23 protein-coding genes, 1 other RNA gene and 2 pseudogenes are annotated in these 22,825 nt (G+C 51.0%); 10 read left to right on the top strand and 16 right to left on the bottom strand.

Annotated features, from left to right (window positions below):
• The 7 genes from GT756_RS15375 to ffh all read right to left on the bottom strand — a co-directional run bounded on the left by GT756_RS15375 (position 1) and on the right by ffh (position 5,598).
• Positions 1–1,359, bottom strand: a complete 1,359-nt coding sequence (locus GT756_RS15375) for a PepSY domain-containing protein (RefSeq protein ID WP_004206847.1) — start codon at positions 1,357–1,359, stop codon at positions 1–3.
• A gap of 53 nt (positions 1,360–1,412) precedes the next feature.
• Positions 1,413–1,874, bottom strand: a complete 462-nt coding sequence (locus GT756_RS15370; protein ID WP_004206848.1) for a DUF2946 domain-containing protein — start codon at positions 1,872–1,874, stop codon at positions 1,413–1,415.
• Between the two features lie 119 nt (positions 1,875–1,993).
• Positions 1,994–2,341 carry a 50S ribosomal protein L19 gene (gene rplS, locus GT756_RS15365; protein ID WP_002914145.1) on the bottom strand — a complete coding sequence of 116 codons (348 nt, stop codon included), beginning with the start codon at positions 2,339–2,341 and terminating at the stop codon, positions 1,994–1,996.
• A gap of 39 nt (positions 2,342–2,380) precedes the next feature.
• Positions 2,381–3,148, bottom strand: coding sequence for a tRNA (guanosine(37)-N1)-methyltransferase TrmD (gene trmD, locus GT756_RS15360; protein WP_002914147.1), 768 nt, complete (start codon positions 3,146–3,148; stop codon positions 2,381–2,383).
• A gap of 31 nt (positions 3,149–3,179) precedes the next feature.
• Positions 3,180–3,728 carry a ribosome maturation factor RimM gene (gene rimM / locus GT756_RS15355; RefSeq protein ID WP_004150977.1) on the bottom strand — a complete coding sequence of 183 codons (549 nt, stop codon included), beginning with the start codon at positions 3,726–3,728 and terminating at the stop codon, positions 3,180–3,182.
• An 18-nt stretch (positions 3,729–3,746) separates the two neighbouring features.
• Positions 3,747–3,995: a 30S ribosomal protein S16 gene (rpsP, locus tag GT756_RS15350; RefSeq protein WP_002914149.1), complete on the bottom strand. Its 249-nt coding sequence runs from the start codon at positions 3,993–3,995 to the stop codon at positions 3,747–3,749.
• A 238-nt stretch (positions 3,996–4,233) separates the two neighbouring features.
• Positions 4,234–5,598: a signal recognition particle protein gene (ffh, locus tag GT756_RS15345; RefSeq protein ID WP_002914152.1), complete on the bottom strand. Its 1,365-nt coding sequence runs from the start codon at positions 5,596–5,598 to the stop codon at positions 4,234–4,236.
• Positions 5,599–5,761: 163 nt separating this feature from the next.
• Between ffh and GT756_RS15340 the strand changes: the two genes are divergently transcribed.
• Positions 5,762–6,553, top strand: coding sequence for an inner membrane protein YpjD (locus GT756_RS15340; RefSeq protein WP_002914153.1), 792 nt, complete (start codon positions 5,762–5,764; stop codon positions 6,551–6,553).
• A 19-nt stretch (positions 6,554–6,572) separates the two neighbouring features.
• Positions 6,573–7,859 (top strand): HlyC/CorC family transporter, encoded by a 1,287-nt coding sequence (locus tag GT756_RS15335; RefSeq protein ID WP_023318900.1) that lies wholly within the window; start codon positions 6,573–6,575, stop codon positions 7,857–7,859.
• A 120-nt stretch (positions 7,860–7,979) separates the two neighbouring features.
• Here the strand turns inward: GT756_RS15335 and grpE are convergent, their stop codons facing one another.
• Positions 7,980–8,570, bottom strand: a complete 591-nt coding sequence (grpE, locus tag GT756_RS15330) for a nucleotide exchange factor GrpE (protein ID WP_004174800.1) — start codon at positions 8,568–8,570, stop codon at positions 7,980–7,982.
• 124 nt (positions 8,571–8,694) lie between these two features.
• Here grpE and nadK point away from each other — a divergent pair, with 124 nt between their 5' ends.
• The 3 genes from nadK to bamE all read left to right on the top strand — a co-directional run bounded on the left by nadK (position 8,695) and on the right by bamE (position 11,810).
• Positions 8,695–9,573: an NAD(+) kinase gene (nadK, locus tag GT756_RS15325; protein WP_002914158.1), complete on the top strand. Its 879-nt coding sequence runs from the start codon at positions 8,695–8,697 to the stop codon at positions 9,571–9,573.
• Between the two features lie 86 nt (positions 9,574–9,659).
• Entirely contained in the window at positions 9,660–11,321 is a 1,662-nt protein-coding gene (gene recN / locus GT756_RS15320; protein WP_004206849.1) for a DNA repair protein RecN, read from the top strand.
• A 147-nt stretch (positions 11,322–11,468) separates the two neighbouring features.
• Complete coding sequence (gene bamE, locus GT756_RS15315; RefSeq protein WP_135699155.1) at positions 11,469–11,810, top strand: outer membrane protein assembly factor BamE; 342 nt, start codon at positions 11,469–11,471, stop codon at positions 11,808–11,810.
• Positions 11,811–11,879: 69 nt separating this feature from the next.
• Here the strand turns inward: bamE and GT756_RS15310 are convergent, their stop codons facing one another.
• Positions 11,880–12,170 carry an RnfH family protein gene (locus tag GT756_RS15310; protein WP_004206851.1) on the bottom strand — a complete coding sequence of 97 codons (291 nt, stop codon included), beginning with the start codon at positions 12,168–12,170 and terminating at the stop codon, positions 11,880–11,882.
• On the bottom strand, positions 12,160–12,597 hold the full coding sequence (locus GT756_RS15305; RefSeq protein ID WP_004174798.1) for a type II toxin-antitoxin system RatA family toxin: 438 nt from the start codon (positions 12,595–12,597) through the stop codon (positions 12,160–12,162). The genes GT756_RS15310 and GT756_RS15305 overlap by 11 nt, the downstream gene beginning before the upstream one ends.
• 149 nt (positions 12,598–12,746) lie before the next feature.
• Here GT756_RS15305 and smpB point away from each other — a divergent pair, with 149 nt between their 5' ends.
• From smpB to GT756_RS15290, 3 genes and pseudogenes are all read left to right on the top strand, one after another.
• The gene (smpB, locus tag GT756_RS15300; RefSeq protein WP_002914164.1) at positions 12,747–13,229 is read left to right on the top strand and encodes an SsrA-binding protein SmpB; all 483 of its coding nucleotides are present in this window, start codon (positions 12,747–12,749) and stop codon (positions 13,227–13,229) included.
• A gap of 144 nt (positions 13,230–13,373) precedes the next feature.
• Positions 13,374–13,736, top strand: a transfer-messenger RNA (tmRNA) gene (gene ssrA, locus GT756_RS15295).
• Positions 13,737–13,939: 203 nt separating this feature from the next.
• Positions 13,940–14,131 (top strand): annotated as a pseudogene (locus GT756_RS15290) (integrase arm-type DNA-binding domain-containing protein); the annotation flags it as partial.
• Positions 14,132–14,254: 123 nt separating this feature from the next.
• On the opposite strand, the pseudogene GT756_RS15285 reads toward GT756_RS15290, so the two are convergent.
• The 6 genes and pseudogenes from GT756_RS15285 to GT756_RS15260 all read right to left on the bottom strand — a co-directional run.
• Positions 14,255–14,513 (bottom strand): annotated as a pseudogene (locus tag GT756_RS15285) (transposase); the annotation flags it as partial.
• Positions 14,514–14,539: 26 nt separating this feature from the next.
• Positions 14,540–15,235: an alpha/beta fold hydrolase gene (locus GT756_RS15280; RefSeq protein WP_043521400.1), complete on the bottom strand. Its 696-nt coding sequence runs from the start codon at positions 15,233–15,235 to the stop codon at positions 14,540–14,542.
• Positions 15,236–15,279: 44 nt separating this feature from the next.
• Entirely contained in the window at positions 15,280–16,659 is a 1,380-nt protein-coding gene (locus GT756_RS15275; RefSeq protein WP_069135458.1) for an MFS transporter, read from the bottom strand.
• Position 16,660: 1 nt separating this feature from the next.
• On the bottom strand, positions 16,661–17,518 hold the full coding sequence (locus tag GT756_RS15270) for a phytanoyl-CoA dioxygenase family protein (protein ID WP_043521393.1): 858 nt from the start codon (positions 17,516–17,518) through the stop codon (positions 16,661–16,663).
• A gap of 596 nt (positions 17,519–18,114) precedes the next feature.
• The gene (locus GT756_RS15265; protein ID WP_043521392.1) at positions 18,115–19,179 is read right to left on the bottom strand and encodes an iron-containing redox enzyme family protein; all 1,065 of its coding nucleotides are present in this window, start codon (positions 19,177–19,179) and stop codon (positions 18,115–18,117) included.
• Between the two features lie 181 nt (positions 19,180–19,360).
• Complete coding sequence (locus GT756_RS15260; protein WP_043521391.1) at positions 19,361–19,936, bottom strand: TetR/AcrR family transcriptional regulator; 576 nt, start codon at positions 19,934–19,936, stop codon at positions 19,361–19,363.
• Between the two features lie 719 nt (positions 19,937–20,655).
• Between GT756_RS15260 and aroA the strand changes: the two genes are divergently transcribed.
• Together aroA and GT756_RS15250 are read left to right on the top strand one after the other, a co-directional pair.
• Positions 20,656–22,005, top strand: coding sequence for a 3-phosphoshikimate 1-carboxyvinyltransferase (aroA, locus tag GT756_RS15255; protein ID WP_160124876.1), 1,350 nt, complete (start codon positions 20,656–20,658; stop codon positions 22,003–22,005).
• 39 nt (positions 22,006–22,044) lie between these two features.
• Positions 22,045–22,824: a phytanoyl-CoA dioxygenase family protein gene (locus GT756_RS15250; RefSeq protein ID WP_101839409.1), complete on the top strand. Its 780-nt coding sequence runs from the start codon at positions 22,045–22,047 to the stop codon at positions 22,822–22,824.
• Position 22,825 lies beyond the last annotated feature (1 nt).

Below are 22,825 nucleotides of genomic sequence, written 5' to 3'. Positions count from 1 at the left end.
TTAATCGCTGGACTTCGCCATCCTCATTGCCGTTGCCGCGCGCCAGCGCAGGTAGTCAACGGCAATGAACAACACCAGGCTGATGCCCATCAACGGCATGGCCAGACCCAGGGCTAACGCTATCCCCAGCACCAGCCCACGGGCAGGCCAGGCGAGCGACAGCCACGCCCGCAGCAGCGAATGCGCCGGATCCCAGACGGCCTGAGGCGGACGGCGCATCCACCACAGCCGGTACCCCACGGCGATGGTTACGCACAGCGCACAGCCAAACCCCACCAGCAGCAGTTGATTCGCCAGACCGAAGAGGATCCCCATATGGAAATCGACGCCCCAGCGGGTAAGTTTCGCCATCAGAGGAAAGTCGGCAAAATGGGTGCGATCCACCACCTCCATCGTGGCGCCATCGATCGCTACCGCATCCACCTGCGTCGGCCAGCGGCGGTCGATCTCATTCACCGTCCAGGCGCGTCCGTCTGATACCGGGGGACGGATCTCCAGCCGGCTGGCGTTCAGCCCCGCCTGACGGGCCACCGCCAGTGCCCGGTCAAACTGCGCGGGCTGATGCTGGGTCATGGCCATCGCCTCCCTGTGATGCCCGGCATGGGGATCGTGTGCCATCGGTGCCTCACCGTGCAGCAGGGTATTGACCTGCGGCGTCCACCAGCCGAAAGCCGCCCGCATTTTATCAACATTGCCGCCGGCCCATTGCGACCAGGTCAGGCCGGTGGCGGAGAAGAGCAGCATGCCCAGCAGTAAACTCCAGCCCAGCGTCACGTGCAGCCGACGATGATTCTGCAGGGCGTTACTGATCCGCCGTTTTGGACGCGTCATCGCCCACAGGGCAATGCCCCCCAGCGCGGCCACCCACATCCATGAGGCAGCCAGTTCGCTGTAGAGCCGCCCGCTGTCGCCCAACAGCAGCGAACGATGCGCATAGTCAATCCACTGACGCAGCGGCAGGATGCCGCTGGTGCCGTAGACCGTCATATCGCCCTTCACCCGCAGCGCGATCGGATCGACAAAAATGGCCCGGGATTCCGACTCCCCGAGACGCGGATCGGCAAACATAATGCGGGTGGTCTCGCCCACCGCGGGGGCCGGACGCACCGCCAGCAGCCGCAGATTACCCTGGGTCGCTTCCTCGGCCAGCGCAATCTGGGCGCTGAGCGGTTGCGGGGTGCCTTCGGGAAGGCCATACAGCGCATCGTGATAGAGCCAGTTTTCCAGTTGCGGCGTCGCCACATAAAGCGTACCGGTCAGGGCTGCGACAAAGATAAACGGTCCGATAAACAGCCCGATATAGAAATGGAGGCGACGCAGCAGGTTCAGCCATGCCGCGCGCGAGGTGCAGGTTGTCATACTTTTCCTTTTTTAAAGCAAAAGAGGTCGTTGCGCGGTGCGCAGATTGATTTTTATGAAAGGGAAAAAGCAGACAGCCGCGGCGGGGCGCGGGTTTCGGGGTAGAGCCAGGGAAAGTAGCGCCAGTGTTTTAATACCGGGCGAGAAGCCGGCAGGCGAATGCGCCGCAGGAGCATGGCGACGAACAGCGCCAGCGCGAAAATCAGCCCTGGGACATGGGCTAACAGCACGCAATAGCCACAGGCTTCGGCATGGTCCAGCGGCAGTTCGTGTCCGGTAGGCGTAGCGCCGTCTGTGCTGTGCATCATCGCCATATCGTGGCCGGGCATCTGCGCCATACTCGCTGGCGAGCTGTCCATCATCATGGCGTGGTGCATGCCGGGCATGGCGCTCATAGGGTCTTTTTGCAGGGAGACGGAGATCAGGGGGGCCACCACGATCAGCAGGATCGCCAACAGCGCCAGCCAGGCGGCTCGCCGTTTAGGTGTCGTTTGCTGAAAACTGTTACTGACCACCGCCCCTCCGAATAGAGGGCGTATTGTAAATGATTTAAATCACGATGGTTACAACAAAGATAAAAAAAGGGCCGGCCCTGAGGCCAGCCCTTTTTGTCAGGATGTCGCGAAAGCGAATCTTAGTTAAGACGCTCTTTGATACGAGCAGACTTACCAGTGCGCTCACGCAGGTAGTACAGTTTAGCTTTACGTACAGCACCACGACGTTTAACAGCAATGCTGTCAACTACCGGAGAGTGAGTCTGGAAGACACGCTCAACGCCTTCGCCGTTGGAAATTTTGCGAACAGTGAATGCAGAGTGCAGACCGCGGTTACGAATAGCGATAACCACGCCCTCGAATGCCTGCAGACGTTTTTTGGAACCTTCAACAACCCATACTTTCACTTCCACGGTATCACCCGGACGGAAGGAAGGTACGTCCTGCTTCATCTGTTCTTGTTCAAGTTGCTTAATAATGTTGCTCATAATTTAATCTCTTATCCTGGGTAAACTGATATTGGGGGCTCACGCCTGCCCATCATGTTTATGCTGCTGTTGCGCGTGTTCAGTTTTGAACTCCGCCAGCAGCTTTGCTTGCTCTTCAGTCAGAGCCAGGTTTTCCAGAAGTTCAGGTCTTCTAAGCCAGGTGCGACCCAGCGACTGCTTCAGACGCCAGCGACGTATCTCAGCATGGTTTCCCGACAGCAATACTGGCGGTACTTCCATCTCTTCTAACACTTCAGGACGGGTATAGTGGGGGCAATCCAGCAACCCATCAGCAAAGGAATCTTCCGTTGCCGATGCTTCATGGCCCAGTACTCCCGGAATGAACCGGGAAACGGAGTCAATCAGCGTCATTGCCGGTAACTCACCACCGCTGAGAACGTAATCGCCGATTGACCATTCTTCGTCAATTTCGGTTTGGATTACGCGCTCGTCTATCCCTTCGTAACGACCGCACACCAGAATCAGTTTCTGATTCGTTGCCAGTTCGCTGACGCCCGCTTGATCAAGCTTGCGTCCCTGAGGTGACAGATAAATCACCTTCGCGCCTTCACCTGCCGCGGCTTTTGCTGCATGAATGGCATCCCGTAAGGGTTGCACCATCATTAGCATCCCCGGTCCGCCGCCGTAAGGACGATCGTCCACGGTACGGTGCCGGTCATGCGTGAAGTCGCGAGGACTCCAGCTTTCGATGCTCAGCAGGCCATTTTTTACTGCCCGGCCAGTTACCCCGTAATCGGTAATTGCGCGGAACATTTCAGGAAACAGGCTAATTATGCCAATCCACATAGCGCCGTCTTTTACCGTTTATCCGGAGAATTTAAAAACCAGGATCCCAATCTACTTCGATAGTACGCGTAGTGAGATCGACTTTCTTGATAACCTGCCCATCGAGGAACGGAACCAACCGCTCCTTGATACCAAATGCATCTTTCAGGTTTGCCTTGATGACGAGCACGTCATTAGACCCGGTTTCCATCATATCGATGACTTTACCGAGGCTATAGCCTTCCGTCGTCACTACCTGGCAGCCCATCAGGTCTTTCCAGTAGTAGTCACCCTCTTCCAGCTCCGGCAACTGCGATGAATCCACGATAATTTCGCAATTAGTCAGTAGATTCGCGGCATCACGATCGTCAACGCCTTTCAGCTTGATGATGATGTCCTGATTGTGGTGGCGCCAGCTTTCCAGCTCAACAACCTGCCACTGACCCGCCTTCTGGATTAACCAGGGCTGATAGTCAAAAATGCTTTCGGCGTCTTCGGTGGAGGAAAACACTCTGAGCCAACCACGGATACCGTAGGAAGAACCCATTTTCCCCAATACGATCGGATCAACAGGTGCTTGTGCGGTGTGTTGCTTGCTCATCATGACCACCGTGACAGATTAAGCTGCTTTGTTAGCGGCTTTGATCAGCGCGGCAACGCGATCGGAAACAGTAGCGCCCTGGCCAACCCAGTGAGCGATACGATCCAGATCCAGGCGAGTTTCTTCTTCCGCACCGTTAGCGATCGGGTTGAAGAAACCAACGCGCTCGATGAAGCGACCGTTGCGTGCATTACGGCTGTCGGTGACAACAACCTGGTAGAACGGACGCTTTTTAGCGCCGTGACGTGCTAAACGAATAGTTACCATAACATCCTCTTGTGTGAATAAAACAACCGGGCCCCATCGAGGAACGGAGCCCGGTGTCATATTAAAAGCCCGAAAATTTTACTGATTTCTGTGCAAAAATCAATTCAAAACTACATACGCTAAATAATTCGAGTTGCAGGAAGGCGGCAAGTGAGTAAATCCCCGGGAGCGTACACAAGTACGTGACCGGGGTGAACGAACGCAGCCAACGCATCTGCGGCTTGAATTATGACGCGTATTAACGGCCCGGGAAACCTGGAGGCATCATCCCTTTCATCCCGCGCATCATCTTCATCATGCCGCCTTTCGACTTCATCTTCTTCATCATGCGCTGCATGTCGTCGAACTGCTTGAGCAGACGGTTCACATCCTGCACCTGCATCCCGCAGCCGGCGGCGATACGGCGCTTACGTGAACCTTTGATGATTTCCGGCTTAGCGCGCTCTTTCAGGGTCATCGAGTTGATGATCGCTTCCATACGCACCAGCACTTTGTCGTCCATCTGCGCTTTGACGTTGTCCGGGATCTGGCCCATACCCGGCAGCTTGCCCATCAGGCTGGCCATGCCGCCCATGTTTTTCATCTGGCGCAGCTGCTCCAGGAAGTCGGTGAGGTCGAAGCCGTCGCCTTTCTTCAGCTTGGAGGCCAGCTTCTCGGCCTGCGCGCGGTCGACTTTACTCTCGATATCTTCGATCAGCGACAGCACGTCGCCCATGCCGAGGATGCGGGAGGCGACGCGGTCCGGATGGAACGGTTCCAACGCTTCGGTTTTCTCGCCGACGCCGAGGAATTTAATCGGCTTACCGGTAATATGGCGAATCGACAGCGCCGCGCCGCCGCGGGCGTCGCCGTCCACTTTGGTCAGCACCACGCCGGTCAGCGGCAGCGCTTCGTTAAAGGCTTTGGCGGTATTCGCCGCATCCTGGCCGGTCATCGCATCGACGACGAACAGGGTTTCAACCGGATTAATGGCGGCGTGGACGTGCTTAATTTCGTCCATCATCGCTTCGTCAACGTGCAGACGACCGGCGGTATCCACCAGCAGCACGTCGTAGAATTTGAGCTTCGCTTCTTTCAGCGCCGCGTTGACGATATCAACCGGCTTCTGCCCGACGTCGGACGGGAAGAAGTCGACGCCGACCTGCTCGGCCAGGGTCTCCAGCTGTTTGATCGCCGCCGGGCGGTAAACGTCCGCGGAGACCACCAGCACTTTCTTCTTGTGCTTCTCGCGCAGGAATTTCCCCAGCTTACCGACGCTGGTGGTTTTACCAGCCCCCTGCAGGCCCGCCATCAGCACCACCGCCGGCGGCTGCGCCGCCAGGTCGAGGGTCTGGTTCTCTTCGCCCATCGCCGCCACCAGCTCGTTGCGGACGATTTTGACGAACTCCTGACCCGGGGTCAGGCTTTTATTGACTTCATGGCCGACCGCGCTCTCTTTGACGCGGCTGATGAAGTCCCGTACCACCGGAAGCGCAACGTCCGCTTCCAGCAGCGCCATGCGCACTTCGCGCAGGGTGTCTTTAATATTGTCTTCTGTAAGGCGTCCGCGGCCGCTAATGTTGCGCAGCGTACGCGACAAACGATCGGTTAAATTATCAAACATTGTCTCTCGCCTGAGGTGGAAACGGTTGGTCGCCGCAGCGACACACAAAACGAATGTGGCGGAGTATAACACGACATCAATCTGAATGTGCTGCAACGGTTGGAGCAGAGGCCTGCTGACGTTATACTGCTTCTCTTTCTTATTTAGCCAACAGCCGACACCTATGCCTGTTTTTGCTCTACTCGCCCTTGTCGCCTACTCCGTCAGCCTCGCGCTGATTATCCCCGGCTTGCTGCAAAAAAACAGCAGCTGGCGGCGAATGGCGATTTTATCTGCGACTATCGCGTTGATCTGCCATGCTTTTGCGCTGGAAGCACGGATATTCCCCGGCGGCGAGAGCGGGCAAAACCTCAGCTTACTGAACGTCGGGTCGCTGGTGAGCCTGATGATCTGTACGGTGATGACTATCGTGGCCTCGCGCAATCGCGGCTGGCTGCTGCTGCCTATCGTCTATGCCTTCGCGCTGATCAACCTGGCCTTCGCCACCTTCGTGCCTAACGAATATATCACCCACCTGGAAACCACTCCGGGGATGCTGGTGCATATCGGCCTGTCGCTCTTCTCGTACGCCACGCTGATCATTGCCGCGCTGTATGCGCTACAGCTGGCGTGGATCGACTACCAGTTAAAGAACAAAAAGCTGGCCTTCAGCAGCGAAATGCCGCCGCTGATGAGCATTGAGCGCAAAATGTTCCACATCACTCAGGTCGGCGTAGTGCTGCTGACTCTGACGCTGTGCAGCGGCCTGTTCTATATGCACAATCTGTTCAGCAGCGAAAACATTGATAAAGCGGTGCTGTCGATTATTGCGTGGTTCGTCTATATCGTCCTGCTGTGGGGCCACTATCATGAAGGGTGGCGCGGACGTCGCGTGGTCTGGTTCAGCGTCGCTGGCGCCGGTCTGCTGACGCTGGCCTATTTTGGTAGCCGCGTGCTGCAACAGTTCGTGAGCTAAGTCTTTTAAGGAATCCTACGTGGAACATATCTCCACCACCACGCTGATCATAACGCTGATCGTCATGGTGATTATCTCTGCCTATTTCTCCGGCTCCGAAACCGGCATGATGACGCTGAACCGCTACCGGCTGCGTCATATGGCGAAACAAGGCAACCGCCCCGCCAAGCGCGTGGAGAAGCTGCTGCGCAAGCCGGACCGCCTGATTAGCCTTGTGCTCATCGGTAATAACCTCGTCAACATTCTCGCCTCGGCGCTGGGCACCATCGTCGGCATGCGCCTGTACGGCGATGCCGGCGTCGCGATCGCCACCGGCGTACTCACCTTTGTGGTGCTGGTATTTGCCGAAGTCCTGCCGAAAACCATCGCCGCCCTCTACCCGGAAAAAGTTGCCTACCCCAGCAGCTTCCTGTTGGCGCCCCTGCAGGTGCTGATGATGCCGCTGGTGTGGCTGCTGAATACCATCACCCGCATACTGATGCGCATGATGGGCATCCGCACCGATACCGTCATCAGCAGCGCCCTGAGCAAAGATGAACTGCGCACGATTGTGAATGAATCCCGTTCACAAATCTCACGACGCAATCAGGATATGCTGCTGTCGGTGCTGGACCTTGAGAAGGTCAGCGTTAACGACATTATGGTGCCGCGCAATGAGATTGTCGGCATCGACATCAATGACGACTGGAAATCTATCGTCCGCCAGCTGACCCACTCCCCACACGGCCGCATTGTGCTCTACCGCGATTCGCTGGACGATGCCATCAGCATGCTGCGCGTCCGCGAAGCCTACCGGCTGATGACGGAGAAGAAAGAGTTCACAAAAGAGATCATGCTGCGGGCGGCAGATGAGATCTACTTTGTTCCTGAAGGGACGCCGCTCAGCACCCAACTGGTGAAATTCCAGCGTAATAAAAAGAAAGTCGGTCTGGTTGTCGATGAATACGGCGATATTCAGGGGCTGGTCACCGTAGAAGATATTCTTGAAGAGATTGTCGGCGACTTCACCACCTCCATGTCACCCACCCTGGCGGAGGAAGTGACCCCGCTCAACGACGGCACCGTGATAATCGACGGCAGCGCCAACGTTCGCGAAATCAACAAAGCGTTCAACTGGCACCTGCCGGAAGATGAAGCGCGCACCATCAACGGTATCATCCTTGAAGCGCTGGAAGAGATCCCGGTCCCGGGCACCCGCGTGCGCATTGAGCAGTATGATATTGATATCCTCGACGTGCAGGACAACATGATCAAACAGGTGAAAGTGATGCCGGTGAAATCATTACGCGAGAGCGTTGCGGAGTAGCGCGAGCGAAGGAATTAACCTCACGGTGGGCTGCGGCCCGCCGTTTTTTTATCTCGCGCCGGGGAGCGATGACATAAAAAACGGCCGCCCGCGGGCAGCCGTTGAGCAAGGCAGCAAACGTTATTTCGCTTTTGCTACCGTCACCATCGCGGCGCGAATGGTGCGGCCGTTCAGGGTGTAACCTTTCTGCATCACGGCCAGCACGTTGCCCGCCGCCACGTCTTCAGACTCGACCATCGCAATGGCCTGGTGGACGTTCGGATCCAGCGGAACGTTGGTGTCGGCGATCACTTCCACGCCGAACTTACGCACTACGTCCAGCATAGATTTCAGGGTCAGTTCGATCCCTTCCACCATCGGCGCCAGCTCCGGGTTAGCCTTGTCGGCCACTTCCAGCGCGCGGTCCAGGCTGTCGATCACCGGCAGCAGTTCATTGACGAATTTTTCCAGCGCGAATTTGTGCGCTTTCTCGATATCCTGCTCGGTACGACGACGCAGGTTATCTTCGTCGGCTTTGGCACGCAACATCACTTCACGTTCACGTTTCTGCGCTTCAGCAAGCTGGGCTTCCAGATTCGCAATTTTTTCATCGCGCGGATCCACCTGCTCAGCCGAAACTTCAGGCTCTACCGCCTCAACGTCGTCGTGCTGCTCCGTGATAATTTCTTCCGGGGCTTGCCCCTCAGGCGTTTTCTGTTCTTTACTACTCATGAATTTCTCCGCGTTTTTTTCGCATTCATCTCGCTAACTTCGCTTATTATGGGGATCAGTTTCCGGGTTTCAAGGGAAGCGGACAGATTGTCACTATTTCATTTAACGCAAGGACATCCAGATCATGAAGAACCATTTCAAGTGTATCGGCATTGTGGGACATCCTCGTCACCCCACCGCCCTGACCACACATGAAATGCTCTGGCGCTGGCTGTGCAGCAAAGGGTATGAAGTGCTGGTTGAACAGCAGATCGCCCATGAACTCCAGCTCAGCAACGTGAAAACCGGCACGCTGGCGGAGATTGGCCAACAGGCCGACCTCGCGGTGGTCGTGGGCGGAGACGGCAATATGCTCGGCGCGGCGCGGACTCTGGCCCGTTATGACATTAACGTCATCGGCATTAACCGCGGCAACCTCGGCTTTCTCACCGACCTGGACCCGGACAACGCCCTGCAGCAGCTCGCCGACGTGCTGGAAGGCCACTACATCGCCGAGAAACGCTTTCTGCTGGAGGCCCAGGTGTGCCAGCAGGATTGCCAGAAACGCATCAGCACCGCCATCAACGAAGTGGTGCTGCACCCCGGCAAAGTGGCGCATATGATTGAGTTCGAAGTCTATATCGATGAAGTCTTCGCCTTCTCCCAGCGCTCCGATGGCCTGATAATCTCCACCCCGACCGGCTCCACAGCCTATTCGCTGTCGGCCGGCGGCCCGATCCTCACCCCGTCGCTGGACGCCATCACCCTGGTGCCGATGTTCCCGCACACCCTCTCGGCGCGACCGCTGGTGATCAACGGCGACAGCACCATCCGCCTGCGCTTCTCTCACCGCTGCAGCGATCTGGAGATCAGCTGCGACAGTCAGATTGCCCTGCCGATCCAGGATGGCGAAGATGTCCTCATCCGCCGCTGCGATTACCACCTCAATCTGATTCATCCCAAAGACTACAGCTATTTCAATACATTAAGCACCAAGCTCGGCTGGTCGAAAAAATTGTTCTGATTTACATCGCTGCCTCTTTACTGGATAAAAAACCAGTCTATACTGTACGAAAACACAGTATTGGTTTTTCATACAGGAAGGCAGCTATGTTGGCGCAACTCACCATCAGTAATTTTGCTATCGTTCGTGAACTGGAAATTGATTTCCACAGCGGTATGACCGCCATCACCGGGGAAACCGGCGCCGGGAAATCCATTGCCATCGACGCGCTGGGGCTGTGCCTCGGCGGCAGAGCGGAAGCCGACATGGTGCGTCGCGGCGCTACCCGTGCCGACCTGTGCGCGCGCTTCGCGCTGAAAGATACCCCGGCCGCCCAGCGCTGGCTGGAAGAGAACCAGCTGGAAAGCGGGCGTGAGTGTTTACTTCGCCGGGTGATCAGCGCCGACGGCCGCTCGCGCGGCTTCATCAACGGCACCGCCGTCCCGCTCTCGCAGCTGCGCGAGCTGGGCCAGCTGCTGATCCAGATCCATGGCCAGCATGCGCACCAGCTGTTGACCAAACCCGAACACCAGAAAACGCTGCTCGACGGCTATACCGGTGAGTATGCGCTCACTCAGCGTATGGCCGAGCACTATCGCCAGTGGCACCAGAGCTGCCGCGAGCTGGCCCAGCATCAGCAGCAGAGCCAGGAGCGTGCCGCCCGCGCCGATCTGCTGCAGTACCAGCTTAAAGAACTGAACGAATTTAACCCGCTGGCGGGAGAGTTTGAGCAGATTGACGAAGAGTACAAGCGCCTGGCCAACAGCGGCCAGCTGCTCAGCACCTGCCAGCATGCCCTGACGGTTCTGGCGGACGGCGAAGAGGCCAATCTGCAGAGCCAGCTTTATACCGCGAAGCAGCTGGTCAGCGAGCTGGTGGGCATGGACAGCAAGCTTTCCGGCGTCCTGGATATGCTGGAAGAGGCGGCCATTCAGCTCAGCGAGGCCAGCGACGAGTTGCGCCACTACCATGACCGTCTGGATCTCGATCCGAACCGTCTGTTTGAACTTGAGCAACGGATTTCCCGACAAATCGCGCTGGCGCGTAAACATCAGGTGATGCCGGAAGAGCTGCCGGCGGTTTATCAGGCGATGCTGGAAGAGCAGCGCCTGCTGGACGACAGCGCCGGCTCGCTGGAATCCCTCAGCCAGCAGGTGGTCGAACATCATCAGCTGGCGCTGGAGACCGCGCGCCAGCTGCATGCCCTGCGCCAGGCCAGCGCCGACGAGCTGACCCAGCTTATCACCGAAAGTATGCACTCACTTTCGATGCCGCACGGGGTCTTCGCGATTGAGGTCGCGTTCGATGAACGCCATCTCACCGCCGACGGCGCCGACCATATTGAGTTCCGCGTCACCACTAACCCCGGTCAGCCGCTGCAGCCAATCGCCAAAGTGGCCTCCGGCGGCGAACTGTCGCGCATTGCGCTGGCGATTCAGGTGATCACCGCGCGTAAAATGGAAACCCCAGCGCTGATTTTCGACGAAGTGGACGTCGGTATCAGCGGCCCGACCGCCGCCGTGGTCGGCAAGCTGCTGCGCCAGCTGGGCGAGTCCACGCAGGTGATGTGCGTGACCCACCTGCCGCAGGTCGCAGGCTGCGGCCACCATCATTTCTTTGTCTGCAAAGAGACCGATGGCGAGATGACCGAAACCCATATGCAGCCGCTGGATAAACGGGCTCGCTTGCAGGAGCTGGCCCGTCTGCTGGGCGGCAGCGAAGTCACGCGCAACACCCTGGCGAACGCGAAAGAGTTGCTTGCGGCGTAAACTTTTTGATTTTCACAGGGTCATAGTGAACAGCAAATTGCCTGCTGACCTGCAGCCGGAGGTTTCCAACGGCGCGAAGGTCTATTATTATCGGCATATTACAGATGAGCCACGTACTGCTCGGGCCCAAAAAGGAATCAAATCACTATGCGCTGTAAAACGCTGACTGCTGCCGCAGCGGTTCTTCTTATGTTGACCGCAGGCTGTTCCACTCTGGAACGAGTGGTTTACCGTCCTGACATCAACCAGGGTAACTATCTGGCACCAAACGATGTAGCAAAAATTCGTGTCGGTATGACGCAACAGCAGGTAGCTTATGCTCTGGGGACGCCAATGATGACGGATCCGTTCGGCACCAATACCTGGTTCTATGTCTTCCGTCAGGAGCCGGGCCACCAGAAAGTGACTCAGCAGACCCTGACCCTGACCTTCAACAATGGCGGCGTGTTAACCAACATTGATAACAAGCCCGCGCTAACCAGTCAGTAAGGCCCGGAAAAGCAAAAAGCGCTCAGTGAGCGCTTTTTTTATGGCTGATAGCCGGTCTGCTGCTGCGGGTTACTTCGCGGCGTTTTTCTCCGCCCGCTGGCGACGCAGCTCTTTAGGGTCTGCGATCAGCGGACGATAGATTTCCACCCGGTCGCCGTCGTGAACTTCGTCATGCAGCTTTACCGGACGACTGTAGATACCCAGCTTGTTTTTCGCCAGATCAATGTCATCACGCAGCGCCAGCAGACCGCTGGCGATAATCGCCTGCTCGACCGTCGCCCCCTCGTCCAGGGTGACCCGCTGCAGATACTGCTTTTCAGGCAGCGCGTAGGCGACTTCAACACGAATATTAGCCGGCACTGTAAACCTCTTTGGCGCGCGAAGTGAACGCCTGCACCATGTTAGCGGCCAGCTCTTTGAAGATCCGGCCAAAAGCCATCTCAATCAGTTTATTGGTAAACTCGAAATCGAGATGGAATTCTATTTTGCAGGCCTCGGGGCTCAGCGGAATAAACTTCCAGCCGCCAATCAGCTTCTTGAACGGGCCATCCACCAGGCTCATCAAAATGCTCTGGTTGCTGGTCAGTGTATTGCGTGTGGTGAAGGTCTTACTGATGCCGGCTTTGGACACATCAACCGCCGCCGTCATTTGCGTCGGCCCCAATTCCAGCACGCGGCTACCGGTGCAGCCTGGCAGAAAATCAGGATAGGACTTCACATCGTTTACCAGTTGATACATCTGTTCCGCGCTGAAAGGCACCAGCGCAGTACGGCTAATCTGAGGCATAGCAGGTTCCACATTTAAACACAGTGCAAATAATATCATTTATCTGCTGCTAAAAAAAACGCTGTGCCGCAACTCGTGCTAAGATGCGCAGTACACCTCGCAGGATGCGATCGAGGTAACTGTGTATAAGACGATGACTTCAGGACATTATGACTAAGAAAAAAGCCCACAAACCTGGATCAGCCACCATTGCGCTGAATAAACGCGCCCGTCACGAATACTTTATCGAAGATGAATACGAGGCTGGTCTCGCCCTGCAGGGCTGGGAAGTCAAATCCCTGCGTGCAGGCAAAGCCAACATCGGCGATAGCTATGTCATCCTGAAGGATGGCGAAGCCTTCCTGTTCGGCGCCAACTTTACGCCTATGGCCGTGGCTTCCACCCACTATGTCTGCGACCCGACGCGCACCCGTAAGCTGCTGCTCAACCAGCGTGAGCTGGACACGCTGTACGGCCGCATTAACCGCGAAGGTTACACCGTCGTCGCCCTGTCGCTGTACTGGAAGAACGCCTGGTGCAAAGTGAAAATCGGCGTCGCCAAAGGTAAGAAACAGCACGACAAGCGTACCGACCTGAAAGATCGTGAATGGGCGCTGGATAAGGCGCGTATTATGAAGCACGCCGGACGTTAATTTCCCCTCCCCGAGGGCCAGCTCTCGCTGGCCCTTACGCTATATCCTTGTTGATGCTGATTTTTCGTCCACCCTGCTGAAATAATCCTGCGTGATGGGGCTGGTAACGACATTCACAAATCTGTTATACTTGACCTACACATTGGGGCTGATTCTGGATTCGACGGGATTTGCGAAACCCAAGGTGCATGCCGAGGGGCGGTTGGCCTCGTAAAAAGCCGCAAAAAATAGTCGCAAACGACGAAAACTACGCTTTAGCAGCTTAATAACCTGCTCTGAGCCCTCTCTCCCTAGCTTCCGCTCTTAAGACGGGGATCAAAGAGAGGTCAAACCCAAAAGAGATCGCGTGGATGCCCTGCCTGGGGTTGAAGCGTTAAATCTAATCAGGCTAGTTTGTTAGTGGCGTGTCTGTCCGCAGCTGGCAAGCGAATGTAAAGACTGACTAAGCATGTAGTGCCGAGGATGTAGGAATTTCGGACGCGGGTTCAACTCCCGCCAGCTCCACCAAAATTCTCCATCGGTGATTACCAGAGTCATCCGATGAAGTCCTGAGAGCCCGCACGGCGTAAGCCCTGCGGGCTTTTTTGTGTCTGCAATTTGTCCCGCGAAGTCCGAAGAAAACTCATTAAATCCGAACCTTTTAGGCCTATTGATTGGCCCAACGAAAAGCTCCAATGTTTTCGTTGGGCCTAAACGCATGGAGACTCCCCATGGCAAGATAAACCAAGCCGTTAACCGATACGGAGATCAAAGCCGCCAAACCTAAAGATACCGATTACCAGATATACGATGATGCAGGGTTGACGTTGCTTATCAAGTCCGGTGGAAGCAAACTCTGGCAGTTTTGTTATCATCGGCCTTTAACAAAGCAGAGAACTAAACAAAGTATCGCTGCTTACCCTTTTTGACCTGCACCCCGTTGATTAATGCACATCGATATTAGTTATGTCTTCATATGAGCCTGACCCCGAATATGATCCAGTCGTAATCAGGAATTACCGGCTTCATGTTGGCTGTATATTCTGCTAACCGGCAGTCTTCTCAGTGAATTCGGATGACGTCATCCAGCCCAGTGCAGAATGGGGACGCCTCTGGTTATAATAGTGTATGCGCCAGTCCTTGATTTTGCACCGTGCTTCCTCCAGAGACATGAACCCGTTCTCGTTCAGACATTCCTGTCGCAGCCTGCCATTGAACGACTCCACTATGGCATTGTCCGTCGGAGATCCCGGCCGGGAAAGTCTATACGGCCCCCCTTTCATATCCCCACTTGTCCAGCATTTTTCCTGCAAATCCAAAGCACGCCTCAGTTAGATTATCCCCGTATCGTGAAGCCACTCTTTTATTACCTGCATTAGTTTGTCAGGTTGCTCAAGAGGCAGCATATGGCCAGCATTCTCAATAACATGTAATACTGATGCAGGATAGTCAGAATGCAGCGCCTCAGCCTCAGAGAGTGTTCTGAGCTCGTCACTGGCAGAAGCCACTATCAATACGGGAAAATTAACAGTTCCTGTCAAACTGACTGGGCTGTTACGCTGTAACTGCAATTGTCGAACAAAAACATCCGGACCTAATCGCAGGCTCATCGAACGTATAAACTCAATTAGCGTTGTATTCTTTTTATTTGAATCATGCAGCGATGAGCGTATCGTCGCCGTACTCAGACCGCCAAAAGATACGGTATTGACCATTTTTGCTGTTAGGTGTTTCGCAGTCATGAGATTAACGTCATCGGGTTTATTTGAAGAGGCAATCAATATCATTGCATCAATCCTTTCCGGGACCAGCGATGCTATCCAGCGCGCAACATAGCCGCCTAAAGAAAATCCAACCAAAATAAACCGATCTGGTAATACAGCAATATTACTCAGCGCCATCTCTTGTAGGCTCTGTCCATAGGATAAATCACCATAGATAATTTCTCCCAGAGAACGAATACTCTCTTCCATATCGCGCCATAAGGCCCGGTCAGTCATAAACCCGGGTATTAATACAAAATTCATGCCGCCCCCCCAAAATTTCATGCTTAGTATCAAAGTTGTTGGCTTTATTTTATCACCTCACGATTTAGGCTAAGCACCCAGCGGAGAGTACAAATAATAAACCCACCCATTGCAACACCACCGCCTATCCAGAGTACAATTGTTATGTTTTCGCCTGGAAATATACTTAGGCACAGTGCGACAAGCCCAGCGCCAAACGTTTGACCAAGCAATCGGGATATAGCGACAATACCGCTTGCGCTTCCACTTCTGGCGGCTGGTACGGAGCCCATTATAGCCCGCAGGTTCGGTGACTGAAACAAGCCGAATCCAATGCCACAAATCGCCATTTTGACTCCTGTGCCAAACATAAAGGAGGAGTCTGATACCATTGCGAGAGAGACCATTCCTCCCATTAGAATAAGTAGACCGGCACCGCTGAGAATTTCACTTTTATAACGGTCAGAAAGTCGCCCTGCAATTGGTGCCATAACCGCGACCATCGCAGACCAGGGGGTGATAAGTAACCCTGTCTCAATTTGATTTTTATGTAATACCGTTAGAAACAGAAATGGCAATGAAACAAATGCTAATCCCTGGACGGTAAAAGCACATATTGAAGTAAGAGAAGAGAGTAGAAGGTTAGCAGACTTCAGCAGGTCGATAGCTAATATGGGTGAGGGATGCGTTGATTGTTTGTATGCGAGTAGGATGGAAAAAACAAGGGTGACTGACCACTCAAGTAATACCACCGGCCAATACCCTTGATGAGTTAGCTCTCCAAACCCCAGAATAAAGAATAAAAATAACAGAAAGCAAAGCATTGCTGCGAACCAATCAAATTTCGTTACTGGCAAATGGTCGTTGTGTTGCTCCTTAGGCAAATAAATGACTGAGAGTATCAGAGCCATACAACCAACAGGGATATTAATAAAAAACAGCCATTCCCAGCGAGCAATGGATAAAATCGCAGCAGAAACCAATGGCGCGATAGTGAACGAAACAGCAACAATTAGTGCATTAAAACCTAACCCTTGACCCAGTTTATTTGGGGGGTAGATGAATTTAATAAGTGCGGTATTAACACTCATAATCGCTGCCGCGCCGAATCCTTGCAATGAACGTGAAAGTATCAAAAAAAACAGACTATTTGACAGGCCACACATTAATGATGAGACAAGAAAGACGCTAAGCCCAGTTATATATACTCTACGATATCCAATAACTTCGCCAAGCGAAGCTAAGGGCAGTAGCATAGATATCATAATCATTTGATATGCATTAATAATCCATACTGCGCTGGAAGGATTTGAACCTAGTTCCCGCGAAATAACCGGAAGCGCCGTATTGACTATAGCGGTATCTATTGTCGCCATACAGATAACAATAGAAATGGCGACTAATGACAATCGCCATTTATAAGTAACCTCAGCGTTTTTTTGCATGTTAGACGGCGTAACCTGATTTTTTCATTGCATCAACAGATTTACTTTCGTGAGATCCTTCTTGCACCTCGTAAATAGAACCAAATTCGGATTTGGCAATAGGTAAGTAGTGAATGCCACTATCAACTCTAGCTTGTCTCGATACCTGTCCACGAAGTAGTTTTATTCCTGCCTCGTTATGTGCTGCGTGGGGGCCGAAATAGATTGGAAAAGCATCAGCACTACGATATGCAGGTAGAAAGGTACGCCGCGGAACAGGTGAGCTATTCACCGCAGAGGCATGCATGCAGAGGCAGTGAAGAAATAGCACATCACCCGCTTCCGCCTCTATAAAAACTGCATCCTCTTCATCAACATCAGAGAGTTTTCCCCGAAAGAACCCGTCAATATTATGCGATAAAAGGCCTTTTCTATGAGAGCCAGGAATAACCCGCAAGCAACCGTTCTCTTTATTTGCATCATCCAGAAAAATCAAGGCCGTCAATAAGTCAGTATTGGTGTGTGGGTAATATGAAAAATCCTGGTGCCATTCCACTATACTCCCAACCCGTGGGCCTTTCATATTCAGCTTGCTGTAGTGAAATAAGATATTTTCACCAATTAAGCTCTGCACGACATCAAGTAACTGTTTATCCTCTGCCAATTCCACAAATGTTTCATGTTTTTGTGTCGGAGACCAGATACGTCTCACAACGGTGCTATCTTTTGGCTCTTTCTCAGAATTTTTATCGGCATCATTACGTAATAATATTTCATCAATTGCTATAAGTCCCTTCGTAATTTTATCTTGACCAAAAAGTTTTTTTACCAGCATATAACCATTGTCATGGTAAAATTTAATATCAGCAGCGTCTATCATTCTACTCCCCCTTGCTAAAATTTGTTTGTTTAAACCTTCATTGAACCAGGCTGATTGCAGATAAATTCTTTTGTAAACGCTCAACTTCTATTACTGAGCTTTTACTCTTCAGCCAACAATTGGAAAATACCAGTATATCCGACAGCTAAAAGTTACCAACTAGTAACAAAACCTACACCACCAAAAACAAATGGTCAACAATTTTTTAACCAAAAATACACATGAATATATCAAATAAAATCAATAGGATAAACAAATACCCTTACGCAATATCGTTACTGCTGATAAAATTAATGCCAAATGAACTGCCAATCCACGCTATCACAAAGCATAAATCTTACCACTCAGTACAGTTTTCGGTTCTTTCAATTCCCCCGTTGGGCAGACGTTTCTGTGTACATGGCAAAGAGATCAGGGACTCACCAGTAACATGTATGACCGTCATCAGTATCAAATTGAGGAAATTGGATCTATGGAAACCCCTGGCAGCATCGACCTATTGCAGATCAACACATTACGCGACAGGCTAAAGGCGGAGGAGATCACGAGTATGAAAATTTAACTCCGGCATACTGCAGCTTGCCGGAGAGACGCACTTAAATTCTGCGCAACGTATCCAGCAAATTATCGTAGTAATCCTGGCACGTTTGCAGACGGAGCTGCGCGCCAAAGTAGATTTCTTCGAGCGACTCTGGGTTACGACGAGCGACAGGCTCGATGACCTTATTAAGCCAGCCATCTGCATGACCAATATCGACTCTAATATGTTCCGCGTAATAATAGACATCACGTTCAGAAAGTCCCAGGCGGTGACTTCCATTGACCAATTTTTTATATTGTGACGGGTCGAGAAGTTCTGTCATAGCCATCATACCAACCAATTTATAATAATGACGACGAGTGACGCCTCCCATCATAAAGAGGTTATGTCCGGCCAAACCTTGCCAGTCATAGAGATGGCTGAAGTGGTCTTCAGGTAAATCGATGTCTCGTCTTTTAAGGAGGTCTTTATATAGATTGACGTGCGTAAAGTCATTACTGCCCTGGCCAATTTCATCCCACAAATTTTGACTTATTTCACCACGCGTTTCGGGAACAGATCCAACCAGAGTCATCGCTACTAAATCAAAAAAAAGAAGATTTAATGCACTGTCACTTTTAAAAAAATAATACAACTGCTGATTATTCGCTTCACTTTCAAGAAAATCAAAAAGAGGATGTTCAGATACCTTATGACAGCTCCATAAGTTTTTTATTTCAGCGCCGATATTATCAGGCGTTAAAGTTTTTAAACATGGAGGGCAACGTTTTGTTTCAGAATCAAGCCAACGTGATTCAAGTAAGTGACGTACATGCAGCAATACTGGATGGTATTGATTCAGGCTAAGATTAGAGAGGGGCTCGGCCAAATTTGCCCGATAAGAGTAAAAAAGCGTCTGATGAATTTGACGTAATGCCTCAGTTGACCGGAAGATAAACGCCTCATCGCACCGTTTTTTTGCTAAGGCAACTAACTGCTCAAATGGTCCTTCTTTGCCTGCTACATCCAGATGCAACGCTGTCGATTCAATCAGACTAAAGAAAAGCTCATCGAGGCAACCGTTGTCCTCTCGTCCAGCACCTTTGCTGTTAATCGTCGGTAAATATTCATCCAGGCTCATCGTTTCAAAACCTTCGTTGTGATGGGATTTTCACTCTATCGCCATTACCTCCATCACGCAACACAAATGTTACGTGATAGTATCATTATTGTTAATTTTTGGATAAACTTACGCTACGGATCCTTGTGCTGTGCCCATAAGTCATCGTTTAAGTATGCATACCACCTGGAGCATTTTGTTATTAATCCCCTTTTTCAGCAGCAATTATAGTTTTGGCTGCTGCCCATGCAGACATGGCCGGAGGGAACTCGCGAATCTCTTTATCCATTGTCTGACTAACGGATATCGCCCCATCAATCAACATCAGAATGACAAAAGCGACTCTCTCAGATTTTATTGGGCTAAAATAATCCAGTAAAATCTCCTGTATTAGCCGATATAGACCGCTCTTAAAATCAAAGGTAATGCTCTTCAAGGCTGGCATTGTATTACCGAGTTCAACAACTGCCCGAGTGAACATACAACCATGAAAACTTTCTCTGGCAAACCAATTTTGATAAAAATCAAATATTGTGAATAGCTTATCTTTGGCTGTTTCGTTTTCCGCAATTAAAGATTTCAGCTCCAGTATGAACGTATTATGTTTCTCTTCGAGAACAGCCTTAATCAGTGCCTCTTTATCTTCAAAATAACGATAAAAAGTCATTTTTGAGATGCCAGCCGCTTCTGCAATACGATCGATACTAGGATTAAGGAAACCTTCTCGATTAAAAAATTGAGACGATAAATTAATAATTTCATGATATTTTGGTTTCATTACTGCATATCCGCACGGTTACTGTGATTATTGCGATATTATTAGTATATAGGAAAACAGGTTACCTATGCCAATTTACAGGTAAAGCAAGGGCCAGGCCCGCACAGTGATGCCACTCTTCAAGCTGGACTAACACTCTTCCTCCTATTTTCAACGTCATCATTTCAATAGTAAACATATGTTCCGGTACTGCTGACATTTTCACGGGGAGGACACATATATAGCACAACGCCTACCCCGCCTGCAGGGTGCAAACAGAATAAGAATGGCGATGACTCCCCCGTCTCGGCTCCTTCTGCAGCCATGAAATCATACTCAATGAACTGATCATTCATACATTTACTCTATAGTATACTTTTTATCGCCGTTAACATTTTACTTACAATTTACACAAAATAACACATATTAGTCAACCATTAAAATCAACAAGTTAAAAGAAAAATTGCTAAATAAATGTAAATTTACACAGATATACCAAACAGTATATAAAAAGTGATGTTATGTTTTCATACCAGTATCAATGGCAGGTAAAAACATGCATTGGGGCAGGCTTACAGCGAATCTCTGGTTAAACAACAAGCCTGCATGCTATAGACATTGAAAAATGAGAGAGGAGTAAGTAAACAGCCCTATTCACTATCGACGCAGTCCTTATCTTAATCTTACAAAATCTGGTGAGCATTTTGCTTGTCAGCAATATTACTATGCAAGGAGATAACATGTCGTCAGTTAACTATCTGGTGGTGGAACCGACAAACCATATTCTGCATTCAGCCTGGATACCATCGTCAAAACCTGAGACTCAGAGAGCAATACTTGCTGCAACATTGGCTAATGGTAAGTCTGTAATCTACAACGATCTTCGTTGTCTGGAGACCAGTACCATGAAAGATGCATGCCGAAGTATCGGTGCAAAAATTATCGAAGAGCCTGGTCGTCTTATTATTTATGGAACCGGTGGTAAAATATCTCCGGAAGAAAAAGTCATTGATGCACTGGGCTCAGGTTTGGTATTCCGCGTGTTGACTGCTCTGACATGCTTTAGCAATAAACCGGCTGTTATTACCGGTGACACCATTCTTAGAACGCGTGTGATGGAACCATTGCTGGATGCCATTAACATACTGGGAGGAAATGTTTCCAGTATCAATATGAATGGTAAAGCCCCCTTTGTTAATTGGGGAGGTTATGCAGGAGGTGAATGTGAAATCGCGGGCAATATCAGCTCACAATTTATCACCGCAATCCTGTTCGCCGCTCCGCTGGCTCAACACAGTACCACGCTACGTATCACAGGCGAGATTCTTTCTCTGTCTTATATCCGTCAGACACTCGCAACGCTAAAAGCTGCTGGAATTCATTTCTCACATAATGCGGACCTTTCCGAGATCACAGTTTTCCCCGGTGAATATCGTCCTGCTGAATATACGATCACCGGGGACTATACCTCTTGTTCCTATTTAGTGGCTGCTTCAACCTTGTTCCCGTGTGACCTAACACTTAAAAATATCAACAGTCACAGCTTACAAGGTGAGCAGGCAATCCTTAATTTTGTCGAAAAAATGGGGCTGCAAGTTATCCGAAATGATGAACAAAACGAATTACGTCTTATTAATAAGACAGGTCGTTTACGCGGTAACTTCGCGTTCGATGTGAGTGACTGCCCAAATATTGTACCGACGTTGGCTGCACTCGGGAGTTTTGTCGATGGGAATTTCCGCATTACAGGTGGTTCAATTACTCGCCTGCATAAGTCTCCACGTATTAAGGCGATGGTGAGTGAATTAAGTAAGCTGGGAGTAAATATCAGTCCTCTGTATAAAAATGACATTTATGATGGGTTTGATATTCAGGGTGCAGCCAACTATAACGGTGATTGCTCACTCTCCAGCTGGGGAGATCATCGCATATTCATGTCACTGTTTGTCGCCTCATTGCGTTGTAAGCAGGCTAATCGCCTGGACGGGTATGAAGACGTTCATTGCTCCTTCCCTGACTTCTTTAAAGAATTCCAGCAATTGGGCGTCAGATTTGAAGAAAAAATCCCGCAAAAAGAAGAAGCCATTTAATTTAGTTCGGGGAGGGACCCCCTTAGTCGAGAGGAAAATATGAATATGATTGCGCAGATGCATCAGCACGGCTATGTTGTCATTCCGCAGGCAATTGGAAGCGATGAAATCCAAACAATTCGTGACTGTTATAAACATCTCTCCGAAAGCTCAGGGTTATCGACGTTGTTGCCTACGGACATTTTAAATCAACCTGCTATTTTCAATGTGTTATTGAAAGAAAACATAACTTCAGCAATTCGCGAACTCTTTGGGCGTAACTTCTCGCTTTTCCCAAATTTTACTATTCGCGAGAGCGTGTATATTCCCTGGCATAATGACGCCTACTTTCTTCCTCAGGAAGTGATTAACGCAGAATCTCCCTTACAATTCATGCAATGTGCCATTTACTTACAAGATAATGATCCTGAACTGGGAGGTGGCATAACGTTAATACCCTCCAGCCATCGACTTGATAAAGATGTCATTGAAAATATGCTGAAAGATTCGCAGGAATACGAAAAAATTGTTATGAGCAAAGCCGGAGACTTAGTGCTTTGGGATAATCGTATTACCCATAGAAGCACCTATCCGGATAAGGCACCGGACAGCACTAAACTCGCTTTACAATGGACTGTCAGCGCTTCTCAAGATCATAACGGCCCTTATCTTGAATACCTTCGAGCGCGTGCAGAACGAAGTATGCATGTTTCCGATTACCTTCCAAAAAGCCCTAAACCCTATTTTGCGGATATGCCCAACGTGGTATTCCCTACCTCATTTCATCAGGATTCTCTGTCTCGCATGACGCGGCAAAACATTCACTTTATAGGTTTATAAC

Origin of the sequence: Klebsiella sp. Q2 (genome assembly GCF_009900705.1) — a bacterium.
Taxonomy (GTDB): Bacteria; Pseudomonadota; Gammaproteobacteria; order Enterobacterales; family Enterobacteriaceae; genus Klebsiella; species Klebsiella quasipneumoniae.
Note: the sequence above shows the minus strand (reverse complement) of the source record. Positions and strands in the feature narration are given on the sequence as shown.

What these genes read in the sequence shown, in the direction of transcription:
- GT756_RS15265 (WP_043521392.1), bottom strand. Translation starts at nt 19,179, where the DNA reads ATGAGCCTGGATGAATATTTACCGACGATTAACAGCAAAGGTGCTGGA.
- recN (WP_004206849.1), top strand. Translation starts at nt 9,660, where the DNA reads ATGTTGGCGCAACTCACCATCAGTAATTTTGCTATCGTTCGTGAACTG.
- GT756_RS15305 (WP_004174798.1), bottom strand. Translation starts at nt 12,597, where the DNA reads ATGCCTCAGATTAGCCGTACTGCGCTGGTGCCTTTCAGCGCGGAACAG.
- GT756_RS15250 (WP_101839409.1), top strand. Translation starts at nt 22,045, where the DNA reads ATGAATATGATTGCGCAGATGCATCAGCACGGCTATGTTGTCATTCCG.
- rplS (WP_002914145.1), bottom strand. Translation starts at nt 2,341, where the DNA reads ATGAGCAACATTATTAAGCAACTTGAACAAGAACAGATGAAGCAGGAC.
- grpE (WP_004174800.1), bottom strand. Translation starts at nt 8,570, where the DNA reads ATGAGTAGTAAAGAACAGAAAACGCCTGAGGGGCAAGCCCCGGAAGAA.
- GT756_RS15270 (WP_043521393.1), bottom strand. Translation starts at nt 17,518, where the DNA reads ATGATAGACGCTGCTGATATTAAATTTTACCATGACAATGGTTATATG.
- GT756_RS15375 (WP_004206847.1), bottom strand. Translation starts at nt 1,359, where the DNA reads ATGACAACCTGCACCTCGCGCGCGGCATGGCTGAACCTGCTGCGTCGC.
- smpB (WP_002914164.1), top strand. Translation starts at nt 12,747, where the DNA reads ATGACTAAGAAAAAAGCCCACAAACCTGGATCAGCCACCATTGCGCTG.
- GT756_RS15260 (WP_043521391.1), bottom strand. Translation starts at nt 19,936, where the DNA reads ATGAAACCAAAATATCATGAAATTATTAATTTATCGTCTCAATTTTTT.
- GT756_RS15275 (WP_069135458.1), bottom strand. Translation starts at nt 16,659, where the DNA reads ATGCAAAAAAACGCTGAGGTTACTTATAAATGGCGATTGTCATTAGTC.
- trmD (WP_002914147.1), bottom strand. Translation starts at nt 3,148, where the DNA reads ATGTGGATTGGCATAATTAGCCTGTTTCCTGAAATGTTCCGCGCAATT.
- GT756_RS15280 (WP_043521400.1), bottom strand. Translation starts at nt 15,235, where the DNA reads ATGAATTTTGTATTAATACCCGGGTTTATGACTGACCGGGCCTTATGG.
- bamE (WP_135699155.1), top strand. Translation starts at nt 11,469, where the DNA reads ATGCGCTGTAAAACGCTGACTGCTGCCGCAGCGGTTCTTCTTATGTTG.
- aroA (WP_160124876.1), top strand. Translation starts at nt 20,656, where the DNA reads ATGTCGTCAGTTAACTATCTGGTGGTGGAACCGACAAACCATATTCTG.
- rpsP (WP_002914149.1), bottom strand. Translation starts at nt 3,995, where the DNA reads ATGGTAACTATTCGTTTAGCACGTCACGGCGCTAAAAAGCGTCCGTTC.
- nadK (WP_002914158.1), top strand. Translation starts at nt 8,695, where the DNA reads ATGAAGAACCATTTCAAGTGTATCGGCATTGTGGGACATCCTCGTCAC.
- GT756_RS15340 (WP_002914153.1), top strand. Translation starts at nt 5,762, where the DNA reads ATGCCTGTTTTTGCTCTACTCGCCCTTGTCGCCTACTCCGTCAGCCTC.
- ffh (WP_002914152.1), bottom strand. Translation starts at nt 5,598, where the DNA reads ATGTTTGATAATTTAACCGATCGTTTGTCGCGTACGCTGCGCAACATT.
- rimM (WP_004150977.1), bottom strand. Translation starts at nt 3,728, where the DNA reads ATGAGCAAGCAACACACCGCACAAGCACCTGTTGATCCGATCGTATTG.